16 protein-coding genes are annotated in these 15,353 nt (G+C 68.8%); 12 read left to right on the top strand and 4 right to left on the bottom strand.

Annotation, left to right across the window (positions count from 1 at the left end):
- From fliQ to ACJMKZ_RS13570, 10 genes are read left to right on the top strand one after another with little or no spacing between them, the layout of a single operon-like run.
- Entirely contained in the window at positions 1–270 is a 270-nt protein-coding gene (gene fliQ, locus ACJMKZ_RS13615) for a flagellar biosynthesis protein FliQ (protein WP_405233745.1), read from the top strand.
- A 19-nt stretch (positions 271–289) separates the two neighbouring features.
- Positions 290–1,066, top strand: a complete 777-nt coding sequence (gene fliR / locus ACJMKZ_RS13610) for a flagellar biosynthetic protein FliR (protein ID WP_405233744.1) — start codon at positions 290–292, stop codon at positions 1,064–1,066.
- Positions 1,067–1,070: 4 nt separating this feature from the next.
- Positions 1,071–2,219, top strand: a complete 1,149-nt coding sequence (gene flhB / locus ACJMKZ_RS13605) for a flagellar biosynthesis protein FlhB (protein ID WP_405233743.1) — start codon at positions 1,071–1,073, stop codon at positions 2,217–2,219.
- A 14-nt stretch (positions 2,220–2,233) separates the two neighbouring features.
- Positions 2,234–4,300 (top strand): flagellar biosynthesis protein FlhA, encoded by a 2,067-nt coding sequence (gene flhA / locus ACJMKZ_RS13600; protein WP_405233742.1) that lies wholly within the window; start codon positions 2,234–2,236, stop codon positions 4,298–4,300.
- Between the two features lie 27 nt (positions 4,301–4,327).
- A complete protein-coding gene (gene flhF, locus ACJMKZ_RS13595) occupies positions 4,328–5,635 on the top strand; it encodes a flagellar biosynthesis protein FlhF (protein WP_405233741.1) in 1,308 nt (435 codons plus the stop codon).
- Positions 5,622–6,506: a MinD/ParA family protein gene (locus ACJMKZ_RS13590; RefSeq protein ID WP_405233740.1), complete on the top strand. Its 885-nt coding sequence runs from the start codon at positions 5,622–5,624 to the stop codon at positions 6,504–6,506. The genes flhF and ACJMKZ_RS13590 overlap by 14 nt, the downstream gene beginning before the upstream one ends.
- A complete protein-coding gene (locus ACJMKZ_RS13585) occupies positions 6,503–7,225 on the top strand; it encodes an RNA polymerase sigma factor FliA (RefSeq protein ID WP_405233739.1) in 723 nt (240 codons plus the stop codon). The genes ACJMKZ_RS13590 and ACJMKZ_RS13585 overlap by 4 nt, the downstream gene beginning before the upstream one ends.
- Positions 7,226–7,227: 2 nt before the next feature.
- Positions 7,228–7,428: a hypothetical protein gene (locus ACJMKZ_RS13580; RefSeq protein ID WP_405233738.1), complete on the top strand. Its 201-nt coding sequence runs from the start codon at positions 7,228–7,230 to the stop codon at positions 7,426–7,428.
- A complete protein-coding gene (locus ACJMKZ_RS13575) occupies positions 7,428–7,862 on the top strand; it encodes a DUF2802 domain-containing protein (RefSeq protein WP_405233737.1) in 435 nt (144 codons plus the stop codon). The genes ACJMKZ_RS13580 and ACJMKZ_RS13575 overlap by 1 nt, the downstream gene beginning before the upstream one ends.
- Before the next feature lie 16 nt (positions 7,863–7,878).
- Entirely contained in the window at positions 7,879–8,715 is an 837-nt protein-coding gene (locus ACJMKZ_RS13570; RefSeq protein WP_405233736.1) for an HDOD domain-containing protein, read from the top strand.
- Between the two features lie 20 nt (positions 8,716–8,735).
- Here ACJMKZ_RS13570 and ACJMKZ_RS13565 read toward each other — a convergent pair whose 3' ends face one another.
- From ACJMKZ_RS13565 to pomA, 3 genes are read right to left on the bottom strand one after another with little or no spacing between them, the layout of a single operon-like run.
- Positions 8,736–9,368, bottom strand: a complete 633-nt coding sequence (locus ACJMKZ_RS13565) for a PilZ domain-containing protein (protein ID WP_405233735.1) — start codon at positions 9,366–9,368, stop codon at positions 8,736–8,738.
- Complete coding sequence (locus tag ACJMKZ_RS13560) at positions 9,361–10,314, bottom strand: flagellar motor protein MotB (protein WP_405233734.1); 954 nt, start codon at positions 10,312–10,314, stop codon at positions 9,361–9,363. The genes ACJMKZ_RS13565 and ACJMKZ_RS13560 overlap by 8 nt, the downstream gene beginning before the upstream one ends.
- An 11-nt stretch (positions 10,315–10,325) precedes the next feature.
- On the bottom strand, positions 10,326–11,090 hold the full coding sequence (gene pomA, locus ACJMKZ_RS13555; RefSeq protein WP_405233733.1) for a flagellar motor protein PomA: 765 nt from the start codon (positions 11,088–11,090) through the stop codon (positions 10,326–10,328).
- Between the two features lie 383 nt (positions 11,091–11,473).
- On the opposite strand from pomA, the gene ACJMKZ_RS13550 reads away from it, so the two are divergent.
- A complete protein-coding gene (locus tag ACJMKZ_RS13550; RefSeq protein WP_452233300.1) occupies positions 11,474–12,871 on the top strand; it encodes a sigma-54 interaction domain-containing protein in 1,398 nt (465 codons plus the stop codon).
- A 10-nt stretch (positions 12,872–12,881) separates the two neighbouring features.
- Entirely contained in the window at positions 12,882–14,336 is a 1,455-nt protein-coding gene (locus tag ACJMKZ_RS13545) for an NAD-dependent succinate-semialdehyde dehydrogenase (RefSeq protein WP_405233731.1), read from the top strand.
- 4 nt (positions 14,337–14,340) lie between these two features.
- Here ACJMKZ_RS13545 and ACJMKZ_RS13540 read toward each other — a convergent pair whose 3' ends face one another.
- Complete coding sequence (locus ACJMKZ_RS13540; protein WP_405233730.1) at positions 14,341–15,276, bottom strand: diacylglycerol/lipid kinase family protein; 936 nt, start codon at positions 15,274–15,276, stop codon at positions 14,341–14,343.
- Positions 15,277–15,353: the final 77 nt, after the last annotated feature.

Genomic DNA, 15,353 nt, shown 5'->3' with positions numbered 1-15,353 from the left:
ATGACACCCGAGACAGTCACCACCATCGGACAGCAGGCCCTCTGGGTGACGATATTGCTCGCCTCGCCCCTGCTGCTCTCGGCGCTGGCCGTGGGCCTGCTGGTGGGCATGATCCAGGCCGCCACGCAGATCAACGAGATGACCCTGTCGTTCATCCCGAAACTGCTCATGCTGGTCGTCGCGCTGTCGGTGGCCGGCCCCTGGATGCTCGGCGTCATCATCGACTTCACGCGCCGCCTGATAACCGACATCCCCGGGATCATCGGGTGAGCCATGGACGGGAAGCAAGGTGAATACCCTCATACCGGTCGTCACGGACACGCTGCTGCCCTATCTCTGGCCGCTGATCCGCATCTCCGCGATGCTGATGGCGATGCCCTCGCTCGGCGGCGGGCTGGTGCCGAAGCGGGTGCGCATCCTGCTGGCGCTGGCGCTGTCGGCGGTGATCGCGCCGGTGGTGCCGCTGCCGCCCACGGAGCGCTTCCTGGAGCCGGCCATCGTGATCACGGTCTTCCACGAGATCCTGATCGGCGTCGCCATGGGTTTCTGCGTGCAGCTGATCTTCGATGCGGTGGTGCTGGGCGCACAGAACATCGCCATGAGCATGGGCCTCGGTTTCGCGGTGCTGGTGGACCAGCAGCGCGGCGTGAACGTGCCCGTGCTGTCCCAGTTCTTCCTGATGCTGACCACGCTGGTGTTCCTGGCACTGGACGGGCACCTGGTGATGATCCAGGTGCTGGCGGACAGTTTCCACAGCCTGCCCGTGGGCAGCGGCGGCCTCACGCGGGACGGGCTCGGCGGCCTGCTCGAATGGACGGCGTATCTGTTCGTGGGTGCGCTGACGGTGGCGCTGCCGGGCATCACGGCACTGCTGGTGGTGAACCTGGCGTTCGGCGTGATGAGCCGGGCCGCGCCCACGCTGAACCTGTTCGCCGTGGGCTTCCCGGTCTCGATGCTGCTCGGCTTCTTCGTGCTGCTGCTGTCCATGGACAGCCTGACCTCGGGCTTCGCGCGGCTGCTGGCGCAATCGCTGGAGATGACGCGCGCACTGGTGGGAGCGAACTGAGGTCATGAGCGGACAGCAGGAACAGTTCCAGGAGAAAACGGAACAAGCGACACCGAAGCGCCGCGAGGACGCGCGCAAGAAAGGTGACGTCGCCCGATCGAAGGAGCTCACCACCACGGGCGTGATGCTGTGCGGCTCCGCCGCGCTGGCGGTGCTGGCCGGGCCCATCGGCGGCGGCATCGTCGATGGCTTCACGGGGGCGCTGGTCACCGAGCGGGCGAAGATCATGGACGCGGGCTACGGGCCGCAGGCGCTGGCAGAGGCCGGTGTGGCGGCCGTCGGCGCGCTGGCGCCGTTCTTCCTGGTGGTGGTGGCCGCCGCGCTGCTGAGCTCCGTGGCACTGGGCGGCTGGGCGTTCAGCGTGGAGGCCATCGCCTTCAAGGGCGAGCGCCTGAGCGTTATCAAGGGCGTGAAGCGCATCTTCAGCATGAAGAGCCTGAACGAACTGCTGAAGGCCGTGGCCAAGTTTGCCGTGGTGGCGACGGCGGCCGTGATCTGGCTCTGGATCAGCTCCGACCGGCTGCTCGGCCTGGGCACCCAGACGCCGGGTGCCGCCCTCGGCGGTGCCGCCGAACTGCTGGTGCAGTCGCTGATCATCCTCAGCGCGTCGCTGCTGCTGATTGCAGCGGTCGACGTGCCGTTCCAGCTCTGGGATCACGCCAAGAAACTGCGCATGACCCGCCAGGAAGTGCGCGACGAGCAGAAAGACACCGAGGGCCGGCCGGAGGTGCGCTCGCGCATCCGCCAGCTGCAGCAGGAGGTGGCGACGCGTCGGATGATGGAGGCGGTGCCCGAGGCGGCCGTCATCATCACCAACCCCACCCATTACGCGGTGGCGCTGGCCTGGGATTCCGGGCGCATGTCGGCACCGCGGGTGGTGGCCAAGGGCCGGGACCTGATCGCGGCGCGCATCCGCGCACTCGGCGAGCAGCACGACGTGCCGCTGTTCTCCGCTCCGCCGCTGGCCCGCGCGCTGTATGCGAGCACCCGTATCGGCCAGGAGATCCCGGCGGCGCTGTATACGGCCGTCGCCCAGGTACTGGCGTACATCTTCCAGCTCAGGGATTTCGACGGTCCGGCCGCCGAGGCGCCCGAGGCGCCGGAGCCGGACGTGGACGAGAGTCTTTTCACCGGGCCCGTACGGCGCTCGTGACAGGAGAGTAGAACGTGGCAAGTGTCGCTGCAGTGAACGGATTCGCCCGCTTCAGTCGCGGGCTGGGCGTGCCGCTCCTCATGCTGACGATGCTCGGCATGATGATCGTGCCCATGCATCCGTTCGCGCTGGATACGCTGTTCACCTTCAATATCGCGCTGTCGCTGGCGATCCTGCTGACGGTGGTCTACGTGCAGCGGCCGCTGGAGTTCGCCGTGTTCCCGACGGTGCTCCTGATCGTGACGCTGCTCAGGCTCGCGCTGAACATCGCCTCCACCCGGGTGGTGCTGCTCGAGGGCCATACCGGCACCGGCGCGGCGGGACGGGTCATCGAGGCCTTCGGTAACTTCGTCATCGGTGGCGACTACGCGGTCGGCCTGGTCGTGTTCTCGATTCTGGTGATCATCAACTTCGTGGTCGTCACCAAGGGCGCCGGACGAGTCTCCGAGGTGACCGCCCGCTTCACCCTGGATTCCATGCCCGGCAAGCAGATGGCGATCGACGCCGATCTGAACGCCGGCCTGATCGACCAGAACGAGGCCCGCCAGCGCCGCCAGGAGGTCCGCGAGGAGGCCGACTTCTACGGCGCCATGGACGGCTCGAGCAAGTTCGTCCGCGGCGACGCCATCGCCGGCATCCTGATCCTGTTCATCAACATCATCGGCGGCCTGGTGATCGGCACGGTGCGCCACGACATGGGTCTGTCGGCGGCCATGCAGAACTACACGCTGCTGACCATCGGCGACGGCCTGGTGGCACAGATCCCCTCGCTGCTGCTCTCCACCGCCGTGGCCGTGATCATCACCCGGGTCTCCAAGCCCCAGGACATGGCCAGGCAGATGCTCTCCCAGATCTTCGCCGACCCCAGGGTGCTGGGCGTGACGGCCGGGGTGATGCTCACGCTCGGCCTCATCCCCGGCATGCCGAACTTCGCGTTCCTGACGCTGGCGGCCGGCGCGGGCTACGGCGCCTGGCGCTCCGCCCGGCGCCAGCCGGAGTCCGCCGAGCCCGCCGGAGAATCGGCCGAGCCGGTGCAGCCGGTCCAGCCGAAGGAACTCAGCTGGGACGACGTCTCCCCGGTGGACACCGTCGGCCTGGAAGTGGGCTACCGGCTGATCCCGCTGGTGGACCGGAACCGGGGCGGCCCGCTGGTCTCCCGCATCAAGGGCGTGCGCAAGAAGCTCACGGAGGAACTGGGCTTCCTGATTCCGGCCGTGCACATCCGGGACAACCTGGATCTGGCGCCGGTGGGCTACCGCATCTCGCTCATGGGCGTGCCCGTGGGCGAGGGCGAGGTGCACATGGACAAGGAGCTGGCGATCAACCCCGGCCAGGTCTTCGGCGAGCTGCAGGGCATCGCCACGAAGGACCCGGCTTTCGGCATGCAGGCGGTGTGGATTGACCCCTCCCAGAACGAGGAGGCGCAGATGCTCGGTTACACGGTGGTGGATGCGAGCACCGTGGTGGCCACCCACATCAGCCAGCTGCTCTCCACCCACGCCGCCGAGCTGCTCGGCCACGAGGAAGCCCAGCAGCTGCTGGACAAGCTGGGCGAGACCGCCCCGAAGCTGGTGGAGGAACTGACGCCGAAGACGCTGCCGATGGCCACCGTGGTCAGGGTGCTGCAGATGCTGCTCGCCGAGAACATCCCGGTGCGCAACATCCGCCGCATCGCCGAGACCCTCACGGAGCAGGGACCCAAGACCCAGGATCCGGAGCAGCTGGTGGCCGCGGTCCGCGTCGCGCTGGGCCGCTCGATCGTGCAGGGCGTCGCCGGCATGCGCGAGGAGCTGCCGGTGCTCACCCTGGAACCGGAGCTCGAGCAGCTGCTTACGGAGTCCACCCGCAACGGCGCCACCGCCGGCCTGGAGCCGGGCCTGGTGGAGCGCATCCACCGGGTGCTGTCCGAGAACGCGGAACGCCAGGAGGCGGCCGGCGAGCCGGCGGTGTTGCTGGTGGCGCCGGGCATCCGGCCGTGGCTTTCGAAGCTCATGCGCGGCATCCGCAACCTGCATGTGCTCGCCTACAACGAGATCCCCGAAGACAAACAGATAAGGATGGTCGGCGCCGTCGGCAACTGACCGAGCGCCTGAGCTGAGGAACCCACTATGAAGATCAAGCGATTCGTAGCACCGGACATGCGCCAGGCTCTGCGCCGGGTGCGGGAGGAGCAGGGGCCCGACGCGGTGATCCTCTCGAACAGCCGCGTGGCCGAGGGCGTGGAGATCATCGCCGCGCTGGACTACGACGAGGCACTGGTACGCGAGGCGCTCGGCAGCCTCCGGGCGGAAACCGGCAGTGCAGCCGCGGCGGCTGCGACGCCGACCGGGGACGCCGTGGCGGAGGCGCCCGCGGCGGCTGTCCGGGAGGAGGAGAGGTCCGCCGGCCCGCTCGTGCACCGCGCGCTGGCCGACCTGGCCGACCGCCCGGCCGCGGAGACCCCGGCCGCGGAGACCCCGGCCGCCGCCGGGGCGAGCCCGTCCCTCGATGCGGTCCACTCCGACATCCGCGAGCTGCGCGAGCTGCTGGAATCCCAGCTCTCCAGCCTCGCCTGGAACGACTACTCGCGCCGTCGGCCGGGCCGCGCACAGGTGCTGCGGAACCTGAGCCGTATCGGCGTGGCGCCGGACGTGGCCGCGCCCATCGCCGAGCAGCTGGAGGACGGGGCTGCGAGCGAACACGCCTGGCAGCTGCCGCTGCGGATCCTGGCGGAGACGCTGCCGATGGCGGAGGACCGGCTGCTCGAGAACGGCGGCATCGCCGCGTTCGTCGGCCCGACCGGGGTGGGCAAGACCACCACCATCGCCAAGCTCGCGGCCCGCTACGCCATGCGTCACGGCGCCGAGGGTATCGCTCTGGTCACCACGGACTGCTACCGCATCGGTGCCGAGGAACAGCTGGCCACCTACGCGCGCATCCTGGGTGCCCGCATGTACGTGGCCGAAGACGGCGAGGCGCTCGCCGCGCTGCTGCAGCGTCTCGGCTCCATGGACCTGGTGCTGATCGATACCACCGGCATGAACCAGCGCGACGTCCGCCTGGCCGATCAGCTCGCGGCACTGAAGATCGAGGGAACGCCGATCGAGGTGTTCCTGACCCTGTCCGCCACGGCCCAGGAAGCCTCGCTGGACGAGGCCGTGCGACGCTTCGGCCAGCTGCCGCTCGCCGGCTGCGCGCTGACCAAGATCGACGAGGCCGCCCAGCTCGGCTGCGCGCTCGGCGTGCTCATTCGTCACCGTCTGCCGCTGGTCTACATCGCCGACGGCCAGTCGGTGCCGCAGGATTTCTACCTGGCCGATGCGAAGCGGCTCTGGATCGCCACCCAGGCCGTCGAGTGCATGCGCCGCAGCGAAGCGGACGTCTCGGAGGAGGTCATGGCCCAGCGTTTCGGAGGCGGTGCCGATGCGCTCTCTTGAACACACCCAGGCGCGGGACATGCAGCGGGCGCTCGCCGGCACACCGGTGAAGGTGATCGCCGTCACCAGCGGCAAAGGCGGCGTCGGCAAGACCAACGTCTCGGCCAACCTGGCCGTCGCACTGGCCTCCTTCCAGCGCAACGTCATGCTGCTGGACGCGGATCTCGGGCTCGCGAACGTGGACGTGCTGTTCGGCCTGCAGCCGCGCTACAACCTGCAGCACGTGATCTCGGGCGAGACGGATCTGGAGAGCACCATCGTGCGCGGGCCGCGCGGCCTGTCCATCGTGCCGGCCGCCTCCGGCGACAAGGCCATGACCGATCTGGCGCCCGCCGCACAGGGCGAGATCATCCGGGCGTTCGGCGACCTCGCCTGTCCGCCGGAGGTACTGGTGATCGACACCGCGGCCGGGCTGTCCGACAACGTGCTGCGCTTCACCCAGGCCGCACAGCATGCGGTGGTCGTCGTCTGCGACGAGCCGGCTTCCATCACCGACGCCTACGCCGTGATCAAGGTGCTGAGCCGCGACTACGGCGTGAGCCGCTTCCAGGTGCTGACGAACATGACCCGCTCCGATGCCCAGGGGCGGCTGCTGTTCCGGAAGATCGAACGGGTGGCGGACCGCTACCTGGACGTGATCCTGCAGCACCTCGGTAACGTGCCTGCGGACGACACGTTGCGCCGCGCCGTGCAGCAGCAGGTGGCCGTCGTCGAGGCCTATCCGGCCAGCCGGGCGGCGCTCGCATTCCGCCGCATCGCGGACGCCGTGGACCGTTGGCCCGCGGCGGCGCAGGCGCCGGGCGGGCTCGCCTTCTTCTTCGAGTCCCTGCTGGGGCGGGACCTGACGGCAGCGGGGAGTCTCACCGGATGACCTACACCCAGCTCGCAGACGATCGACGCGTCGTGACCGACGATTTCGTGGAACAGCACCTGGTGCTGGTCAAGCGGATCGCTCATCACCTCGTGGCCCGGCTGCCGGCCTCGGTGGAGCTGGACGATCTCATGCAGGCCGGGCTCATGGGTCTGATCGAGGCGGCGGGCAATTTCGACGCATCCCGGGGCGCCAGCTTCGATACCTACGCCGGCATCCGCATCCGCGGCGCGATGCTGGACGAGGTGCGCAAGTCCGACTGGACGCCGCGCTCGGTGCATCAGCGCCATCGGCAGATCGTCGAGGCCATCCAGCGGGTGGAGGCGGCAACGGGTGCCGCGGCCGAAGACGCCGAGGTGGCCCGGGAGCTGGGTATCTCGCTGGACGAGTATCACGAGGTGCTGCGCGATGCGGCGAGCTGCCGCCTGTTCAGCCTCGAGCAGCCATTCACGACGCTGCAGGAACCGCTGGAGGTGCCGGCCGAGGGACAGGCCGGCCCCGAGGAACGGGCCCAGGCCAGCGAGATGCGCGGCCGGCTGGCCGGGGCCATACGCGGTCTGCCCGAGCGCGAGCAGCTGGTGCTGTCCCTGTACTACCACCAGGAGCTGAATCTGAGGGAGATCGGCACCGTCCTCGGCGTCACCGAGTCGCGGGTCAGCCAGATCCACAGCCAGGCGCTGCTGCGGCTGCGCGCCCGGCTGCAGGACGACGGGGCGTAGTCATGGTCGTAGCGATGGCGATAGGCAGCGGCGGCGGCAGGATCAGTGACGTGTATCCGATCGCGCCCTCCCGGCCGCTGAAGCCGGTGAATCCGGATACGCCGAAGCGGCCGCGCCGGGACGACGACGCCGAATCTGAGCGTGAGGAAAAAAATGAGAATTCAGACAAGGATAACGGTTCAATTATCGATGAGTATGCGTGATGGACTTCATTAGCGAAATCAATGTGATCTACGTGCTGGCATTCTCCAATGCCCTGATTCTGTTCGCCGTGGCGGCGATCCTGCGGGGCGAGCCCCGCCGCGAGCCGCTGCCGCTGGAAGGTGAAGGGCAGGGCGACGATGTCCTGGGCCAGGCGGTGCTGGAGCGTCTCGACGGGATCGGCCGGCGTCTGGAGCAATTGGAGGGGCAACTGGAGAGCGTGTCCGCGGCTGCCGCGCAGGCGCCTGCGCCGGCTGCGGCAGGCGGAACCGGTGGCCAGCGCTACGGCGAGGCGCTGCGCCTGGTCGGAGGCGGAGCCGCGCCGGACGACCTGGTGAGCCGCTGCGGGCTGAGCCGCGGCGAGGCGGACCTGTTTGTGCGGCTGCATGGTAACCGGCACCGGGGCGAGGCTGCGGCCGTCCGCCGGGTGTCCTGATCGGAGTAAGAAGAAAATGTCGAGTGCCGAATATTTCCGCTTCGTGCAGATGCTGGCGGACGAACTGACCCGCAAGGAGATCAGGCTGCCGTCGTTCCCGGACGTGGTGATCAAGATTCGCGAGGCGCTGGAGGACGGTGACTGCACCGCCGAGCGCGTCGCCGACGTGGTGAGCCTGGAACCCGTGCTGATGTCGCGCATCCTGGCGATGGCCAATTCCGCCTTCTACAACCCGGCGGGCGTGAAGATCACCAACCTGCGCGCTGCCATCAGCCGGCTCGGATTCAATATGGTGCGCAACACCGCGATCGCCATGGCCGTGGAGCAGTTGTTCCAGGCGGAGCAGCAGGCGGCCATCCGCGAACAGCTGAAAAGACTGTGGAAGGTCAGCCTGCGCAAGGCGGCCATGTCCGAGGTGCTGGCGGACCAGCATGCCGAGCTGGACGCCGACGGGGCGTTCCTGGCCGGCCTGCTGAACGAGATCGGCAAGCTCTACATCCTCACCAAGGCGAAGGAGTTCCCGACGCTCCTGGCGGACGAGGACTCGCGCCGCCAGATTCTCGAGGAGTGGAATCCGCAGGTCGGCAAGTCGATTCTGGAGAACTGGGAGTTCCCCGAGGATATCGTCGACACGGTGGCCGGCGACCAGACCCAACGGCGCAGCAGCAAGCCGACATTGCACGACGTGATCGTGGCGGCCTGTTACCTGTCGCTGCGGGAGCCGGGGGCGGAGGTGGACGAGGAGTTCCAGCCGGTCGTCCACAAGCTCGGTGTCGACGGGCCCCGTTATCCGCCGGTCTACCGGCGTTTCGAGGACAAGCTCGAGTCCCTGACCGCCGCGCTGGCCGGCTGACCGGCCGCCGGCCCGGCCGGCTATTCCTTCAGCGCGCGCAGCCGGGCCGTGCGGATGTCCTCGGCCTGGCGGCTGAGCATATGGCGGATGAGCATCTCGCTCTCCGCCTCGCGCATGCCGACGAATTCCACCGCGATCTTGTAGCCCTCGTCCTCCAGGTCGGACTCCTCGGGCGGCTGGCAGCGGACCACTTTGGCCAGCGTCTCGACGTAGTGCGAGTCGGAGACCAGCAGGAACTTCAGCATCAGCCGCGCGCCCTCGCTCATGCCGTGGGGTGCCGCGAAGGCCATGCCGGAGGAGCTGAGGTCGCAGAGCTGGGTGGGGCGCTTGTAGATCGGGTTACGCTGCTGCTCGAGCTCCATCACTTTGTCGGCCACGAGCTGGATCTTCTCGTTCAGCAGCTCCACGCACTCGGCACTGACCGGCGCCTTCTGGCGCAGCTTCAGCACGGCGGGTTTCAGGGAGGCCTCCACTTCCATCAGCTTGGCATCCAGGCCGGAGGTCCGGGACGTGCTGCCCAGGTTCTTCTCCAGCCGCTGTATCCACTCGTGCTCGTCCACCGTCGAGTAATCGATTCGCACGAGTTCCTTCAGGCGGAACACGCGGCGGCGGTTGGTGTCGCTGGTCTCGGTGTCGTTCTGCATTTCACTCATCGTCTTCGTCTCCCCCGGGCGCATCGGCCGCGGCCTCGCCGCCGTCGGCGCTCGTCCCGGTCTCTCCCCCTGCGTCGGCGTCCGGCTGGCGGGCTTCGGCGATGCGCAGCTGCCGGTCCTCACTGCCGCCGGACGGGTTGCGTATGATGCTGATGTCCACGCGCCGGTTGATGGCGCGATGCTCCGCGCTGTCGTTCGGATACAGCGGACGGGTATCCGCATGGCCGGTCACCACGATTCGGTTCTTGGCGATGTCGCCGCCCTTCAGCAGCGTGTGGGCGACGGACACCGCGCGCGCCGTCGACAGCTCCCAGTTGGAGCGGTAGCGCTCGTTGTAGATGGGCACGTCGTCGGTGTGGCCGGAGATCTTCAACTCGCCGGGCATCTCGCCGATGAGGCCGCGGATCTTCGTCAGTACCGGCAGGAAGCCGGGCTGTATGCTCGCGTCGCCGGAGGGGAAGGTGGCCTTCTCCAGTATGCGGATGATGATCCGGCGTCCGTCCAGCTCGACGTCCACGCTGCCCTGCTCGATCTCCTCCGCCAGCGCCCGGCGGAGCTTCTCGGCATCCTCCTTCGCGTTGTCGGCTTCCTCGTCGCCCACGCCGGGCTCGTCCACGCCCACGTCGAGGGTGTTCCTGGCCGAGTCGATGGTGTGCTGGCGGATCTCGTTCAGCGGCGTAGGCTGTGGCCGCCCCGGGCTGAATTCCCGCGCGATGACGCTGGTGCCTTTCGGTATGGTCTTCACCTCCACCTGGGCCTGCACGCCGAATGCTTCGCGTACCGATCCGGACAGCACCTTGAACTTCTGCACGTCCATCTCGGAGAACGCCAGCATGAGCACGAAGAAGCACATGAGCAGCGTCATGAGGTCGGCGAAGGTCATCACCCAGGCGGGTACGCCTTTCTTCTCCTCTTCCCTGACTCCCGGGGTCGCTTCTTCGTCCATGCCCGGCTACCTCAGGCCAGTTCTTCGTCGACGCTGCGGCGCGAACGGGGCAGATAGGCCTCCAGCATGCTCTCTATGATGCGCGGGTTCTGGCCCTCCTGGATGCCGATCAGAGCATCGATGACCAGCGATTTGTGGCGCTGCTCTTCCTTGCTGCGCAGGGCGAGTTTGTCGGCCACCGGGATGGCGATCACGTTGGCGAGGATCGCCCCGTACAGCGTCGTGAGCAGGGCCACGGCCATGGCCGGGCCGATCTGCTTCGGGTCGTCCATAACCGAGAGCATCTGCACCAGGCCGATCAGCGTACCGATCATGCCCATGGCCGGGCCGACGTCGCCGATGGCCTTGAAGATGCCCTGGCCGTCGCTGTGGCGCTGCAGGGTCTGGTTCAGGTCCTTGTTCAGCATGGAGCGGACCACCTCGGACGGATGGCCGTCGATCAGGAGGCCCACGCCCATCTTCATGAAATCGTCCGGCACCTCGGCGTCTTCCAGCGCGAGGATGCCGCCCTGGCGCGCCGTCTTCGCCAGTTCGACGGACTTCTCGATGATGGCCTCGGGGTTCGGCACGCGCTGGGTGAACGCCTTCACCGCGATCCCGGTGGCGCTGAAGAACTGCTTCAGGCTGAACTTCATCATCGTCACGAGGAACGTGCCGACCAGCACGATCAGCAGCGACGGGGTATTGAGGAAGACACCCGGCGCGCCGCCCAGGAAGATAGAGGTGACGACCACCCCGAGGGCGCCGAGCAAGCCTATCAGTGTTGCGAGATCCAACGCGTCGTCCTCCGTTCTTGTTCGGGATGCCGAAGGCGGCGCCGATTTGCGCATCCGCGCGCACGCGCCGCCCCGCTCCTGTGGCTACCCTCTGTATCGGCGGACCACGGGGAATCTTTAGCCCGTCGGCCGGATCCCGGGCGACGTCGTCCGGGCCGGCAGCTCCGTGGCGCAAGGGTATGAACCGGCTCGAATTATTCGGGTTTCGAGTTGCAATCGGCTGCTGTGCACCGCACAATCATCCGCGGTTGCGGCAGACGGCCGCTCGGGGCGCAAGGCACTGAATTGACAGGCGTGATCAGATCAGCGGCGACGGGGGCAACGGCTCCGGGCGCGATTCCCACGCGGCCCGGCAGGGGATGCCCGGCCGCGGAGGCGGCACGGTGAGCAGCGAACGGCTCATCCTGATCATCGCCGAGGACGCCGAGGCAGGCGCGACCCTGCGCGACAGCATCGAGTTCCTGGACGCACCGGCCACGGCGCTGGCGCCGCCGGAGCGCTGGCGCGAGAGCGCCGCGGGCCAGCGGCTGGCCGCGGTCTTCCTGCACCCCTCTCTCGGGCGCGCGGCCGTCGCTCACCTGGTCGCGGAGATCGGCAGCGCGGACGCCGCACTGCCGCTGGTGGTGGCGGGCCGTGCCGATCTGGCCGCGCTCGAGGCGGACTGCCCCGGCGCGAGACTCTTCGGCCTGGATCTGCCCGTGGACTTCAGTCAGCTGGCCGTATTGCTGGAGGAGATCTGGGCTGGCTACAGCCGCCACCGAACGGAGCACGCGGCCGACGGGGTCCAGTCCCGGCCGCTGGGCGAGAGCCTGGCGATGTGCGAGGCCCGGGGGCTGGCCGAGCGCGTGGCCGCCAGCGGCGCCTCCGTTCTGATCCTCGGCGAGTCGGGCACCGGCAAGGAGGTCGTCGCCCGCTACATCCACGAACTCAGCGCGAGGCAGGGGCCGTTCGTCGCGGTCAACTGCGGCGCCATCCCTGGCCAGCTGCTGGAGAGCGAGCTGTTCGGCCACGAGCGCGGCGCGTTCACCGGCGCCGTGGCACGGCGGACGGGGCGCTTCGAGCAGGCGGCCGGCGGTACCATTTTCCTAGACGAGATCGGCGACATGCCGCCGGCGATGCAGGTCAAGCTGTTGCGCGTGCTGCAGGAACGCGTGATCGACCGGATCGGCGGTCTGGAGAGCATCCCGGTCGACGTCAGGGTCATCGCCGCCACGCACAGGGATCTGCCCGAGGCGATCGAGGACGGCACCTTCCGCGAAGACCTTTACTATCGCCTGAACGTTTTCCCGATCGAGCTGCCGCCGCTACGCGAGCGCGCAGGCGACATCCCGCTGCTGCTCGGGGAGATGGTGCGGCGGGTCGACGCGCGGCTCGGCATCCGGGTGGATTTCGCCCCGGAGACGGTGCGCGCCCTGCAGGAGTACGACTGGCCCGGCAACGTGCGGGAGCTGGCCAACCTGGTGGAACGGCTGGCGGTGGTGCGTCCTCACGGCTGCATCATGGTCGGCGACCTGCCCGCGGCGCTGCGGCGCGAGTCCGCGGAGGCCGCCATCACGCCGGCCGCCGGCGACGAGCTGCCGCCTGACGGCAAGAGCCTGAAGGAGCACATGGGGGACATCGAGAGCAGCCTGATCCGCGACGCGCTGCGTTCCTGCGACGGCGTCGTCGCGAAGGCGGCCAGGATGCTGGGGATGGGCCGCACGACTCTGGTGGAGAAGATCCGGCGTTACGACATCGCGCTGGATGAGACCACGATCCGGGGCGAGACTACCCACGAATAGGAGCCATTCCATGAAACTGGAGAATCCCGACCTGTTGCGCAGCCGGTGCTACGTCGCCGGCAAGTGGGTCGACGCGGACGACGACGGCACCATCGCCGTCGAAAATCCCGCCACGGGCGAGAATATCGGGACCGTGCCTTCCCTGGGCGCGGACGAGACCCGCCGGGCGATCACCGCCGCCGGGGAGGCCATGGCCGACTGGAGCGCACGGCCGGCCGCGGATCGTGCCACCGTCCTGCGGCGCTGGCGCGACCTGATGATGGAGCATCAGGAGGATCTGGCCGTCATCATGACCGCGGAACAGGGCAAGCCGCTGAAGGAGTCCCGCGGGGAGATCGCCTATGCCGCCGGCTTCATCGAGTGGTTCGCGGAGGAAGGCAAGCGGGTGTACGGCGACATCATCCCGTCACCCCAGGCCGGCCGCCGCCTGCTGGTGCTGAAGCAGCCGGTGGGCGTGGTGGCGGCGATCACGCCGTGGAATTTCCCTGCCGCGATGATCACGCGCAAGGCGGGACCGGCGCTGGCGGCGGGCTGCACCTTCGTCTGCAAGCCGGCGTCGCAGACCCCGTACTCGGCGCTGGCGCTGGCCGCGCTGGCGGAGGAGGCCGGCATCCCGGTCGGGGTATTCAGCGTAGTCACCGGTTCGGCGTCCGCCATCGGCGGCGAGATGACCGGCAATCCGACAGTACGCAAGCTCTCGTTCACCGGATCCACGGAGATCGGCAAGCTGCTCATGGAGCAATGCGCCGGCACCATGAAGAAGGTGTCGCTGGAACTCGGCGGCAATGCGCCGTTCATCGTCTTCGACGACGCGGATCTTGACGCGGCCGTCGAGGGCGCCGTGGCCTCGAAGTACCGCAACACCGGCCAGACCTGCGTGTGCACGAACCGGTTCCTCGTTCAGGACTCGGTCATGGATGCCTTTGCCGACAAGCTGGCCGCCGCCGTCGACGACCTGGTGGTGGGCGACGGATTGCAGGGCGATACCGACCAGGGCCCTCTGATCGACGAGAGCGCGGTGGAAAAGGTGGAGGAGCACATCGCGGATGCGCTCGCCGGCGGCGCGGAGCTGGTCACCGGCGGCAAGCGTCACGCGCTCGGCGGGCGGTTCTTCCAGCCGACGGTGGTCAGGGGCGCCACGCCCGAGATGCTGGTGGCCGGGGAGGAGACCTTCGGTCCCCTGTCGCCGCTGTTCCCGTTCCGCGACGAGGCCGAGGCCATTGCCATGGCCAACGACACCCGCTTCGGGCTGGCGAGTTACTTCTACACCCGCGACCTGGCCCGCGCCTGGCGGGTCGGCGAGGCGCTGGAATACGGCATCGTCGGCCTGAACACCGGCCTGATCTCCACGCCGGTGGCGCCGTTCGGCGGGGTGAAGGAGTCGGGCATCGGCCGCGAGGGCTCGAAGTACGGCATCGACGATTACCTCGAGATCAAGTACTTCGCCATGGCGGGGCTCGACTGACGGATCAGGCGATTACGGACAGCGCGGCGGGCATGCAGCGGATCTCGAGCCGACTTACCGGTGCGGCGGCCTCGCCGTCGGCCTCCAGCGGTAGCGGCGCGGAGGTCTCGATGACGAGTTCGCGCGCGCTGAACAGCATGGCTTCCGGCGCGCTCATGTGGGTGCCTCGGATGGCCCGCGGCACCAGGGTCAGGACCCGGCGGCGGCTGAGCGGCGCGGCGACCACCACCGACAAAAGGCCGTCGTCCAGGCTGGCCGGCGGGGCGATGTGGAACAGGCCGCCGAACCAGGCGCCGTTGCAGGCGATCACCATCGATGCCGGCACTTGCAGGCGGCGGCCGTCGGCCTCGATGCGCACCTCGGCTGCGTCCACGCCGCTGCGGAGTACGAGCGCGAGGGCAGCCGGGTAGGCGAGCAGGCCCGGCAGCCAGCGCACCCGTTCGGCGGCGGCGACCACCATCCCGTCCAGCCCGATGCCGACGCTGTTGGCGAACCACTCCCCGTTGCAGAAGCCCGCGTCGATGCGCCGGCGACGGCGCTCGGCCAGCGCCACCGCGAGCGCGGTACAGGCGTTGCGCCAGCTCCGCGGCGTGCCCAGCGATTTGACGAAGTCGTTGCCGGTGCCGGCCGGGATCACGCCGAGGGCGAGGTCCAGCCCCTGGCCGAGAATCGCGTTCACGGCTTCCCGGACCGTGCCGTCGCCGCCGGCCACCAGGACCTCGCCGGACCCGGCCGCGGCGGCCTCTCGCAGCAGCGCCTCGATGTGGCCGGTTTCCCGGCTGTAACGGAGTGTGACGGGACGCCCGGCGGCCTCCAGCAGGCGGCGCATCGCCTCGCCGCGGCGGCCGGCCGCGCCGCGCCCGGCGGCCGGGTTCACGATGAGAGGAACGGGGCGGACGGCCGGGCGGGCGGTCCTGTCGTTCGCCGGGTCGCTGCTCATCACCCTCTCTGCCGAACCGCCCCTGCCGATGGATGTCCGGGAGCTTACACGCTTCGCCGCGCGCCGGCTGCATGAAG

Source organism: Lentisalinibacter salinarum, assembly GCF_040706555.1.
In the GTDB taxonomy this organism is placed as follows: domain Bacteria; phylum Pseudomonadota; class Gammaproteobacteria; order Steroidobacterales; family Woeseiaceae; genus Lentisalinibacter; species Lentisalinibacter salinarum.
Note: the sequence above shows the minus strand (reverse complement) of the source record. Positions and strands in the feature narration are given on the sequence as shown.

Coding starts and splice junctions, on each gene's coding strand:
- ACJMKZ_RS13560 (WP_405233734.1), bottom strand. CDS start 10,314: ATGGACGAAGAAGCGACCCCGGGAGTCAGGGAAGAGGAGAAGAAAGGC.
- flhF (WP_405233741.1), top strand. CDS start 4,328: ATGAAGATCAAGCGATTCGTAGCACCGGACATGCGCCAGGCTCTGCGC.
- ACJMKZ_RS13540 (WP_405233730.1), bottom strand. CDS start 15,276: ATGAGCAGCGACCCGGCGAACGACAGGACCGCCCGCCCGGCCGTCCGC.
- ACJMKZ_RS13565 (WP_405233735.1), bottom strand. CDS start 9,368: ATGAGTGAAATGCAGAACGACACCGAGACCAGCGACACCAACCGCCGC.
- ACJMKZ_RS13570 (WP_405233736.1), top strand. CDS start 7,879: ATGTCGAGTGCCGAATATTTCCGCTTCGTGCAGATGCTGGCGGACGAA.
- ACJMKZ_RS13590 (WP_405233740.1), top strand. CDS start 5,622: ATGCGCTCTCTTGAACACACCCAGGCGCGGGACATGCAGCGGGCGCTC.
- ACJMKZ_RS13575 (WP_405233737.1), top strand. CDS start 7,428: ATGGACTTCATTAGCGAAATCAATGTGATCTACGTGCTGGCATTCTCC.
- ACJMKZ_RS13585 (WP_405233739.1), top strand. CDS start 6,503: ATGACCTACACCCAGCTCGCAGACGATCGACGCGTCGTGACCGACGAT.
- ACJMKZ_RS13545 (WP_405233731.1), top strand. CDS start 12,882: ATGAAACTGGAGAATCCCGACCTGTTGCGCAGCCGGTGCTACGTCGCC.
- flhB (WP_405233743.1), top strand. CDS start 1,071: ATGAGCGGACAGCAGGAACAGTTCCAGGAGAAAACGGAACAAGCGACA.
- ACJMKZ_RS13580 (WP_405233738.1), top strand. CDS start 7,228: ATGGTCGTAGCGATGGCGATAGGCAGCGGCGGCGGCAGGATCAGTGAC.
- fliQ (WP_405233745.1), top strand. CDS start 1: ATGACACCCGAGACAGTCACCACCATCGGACAGCAGGCCCTCTGGGTG.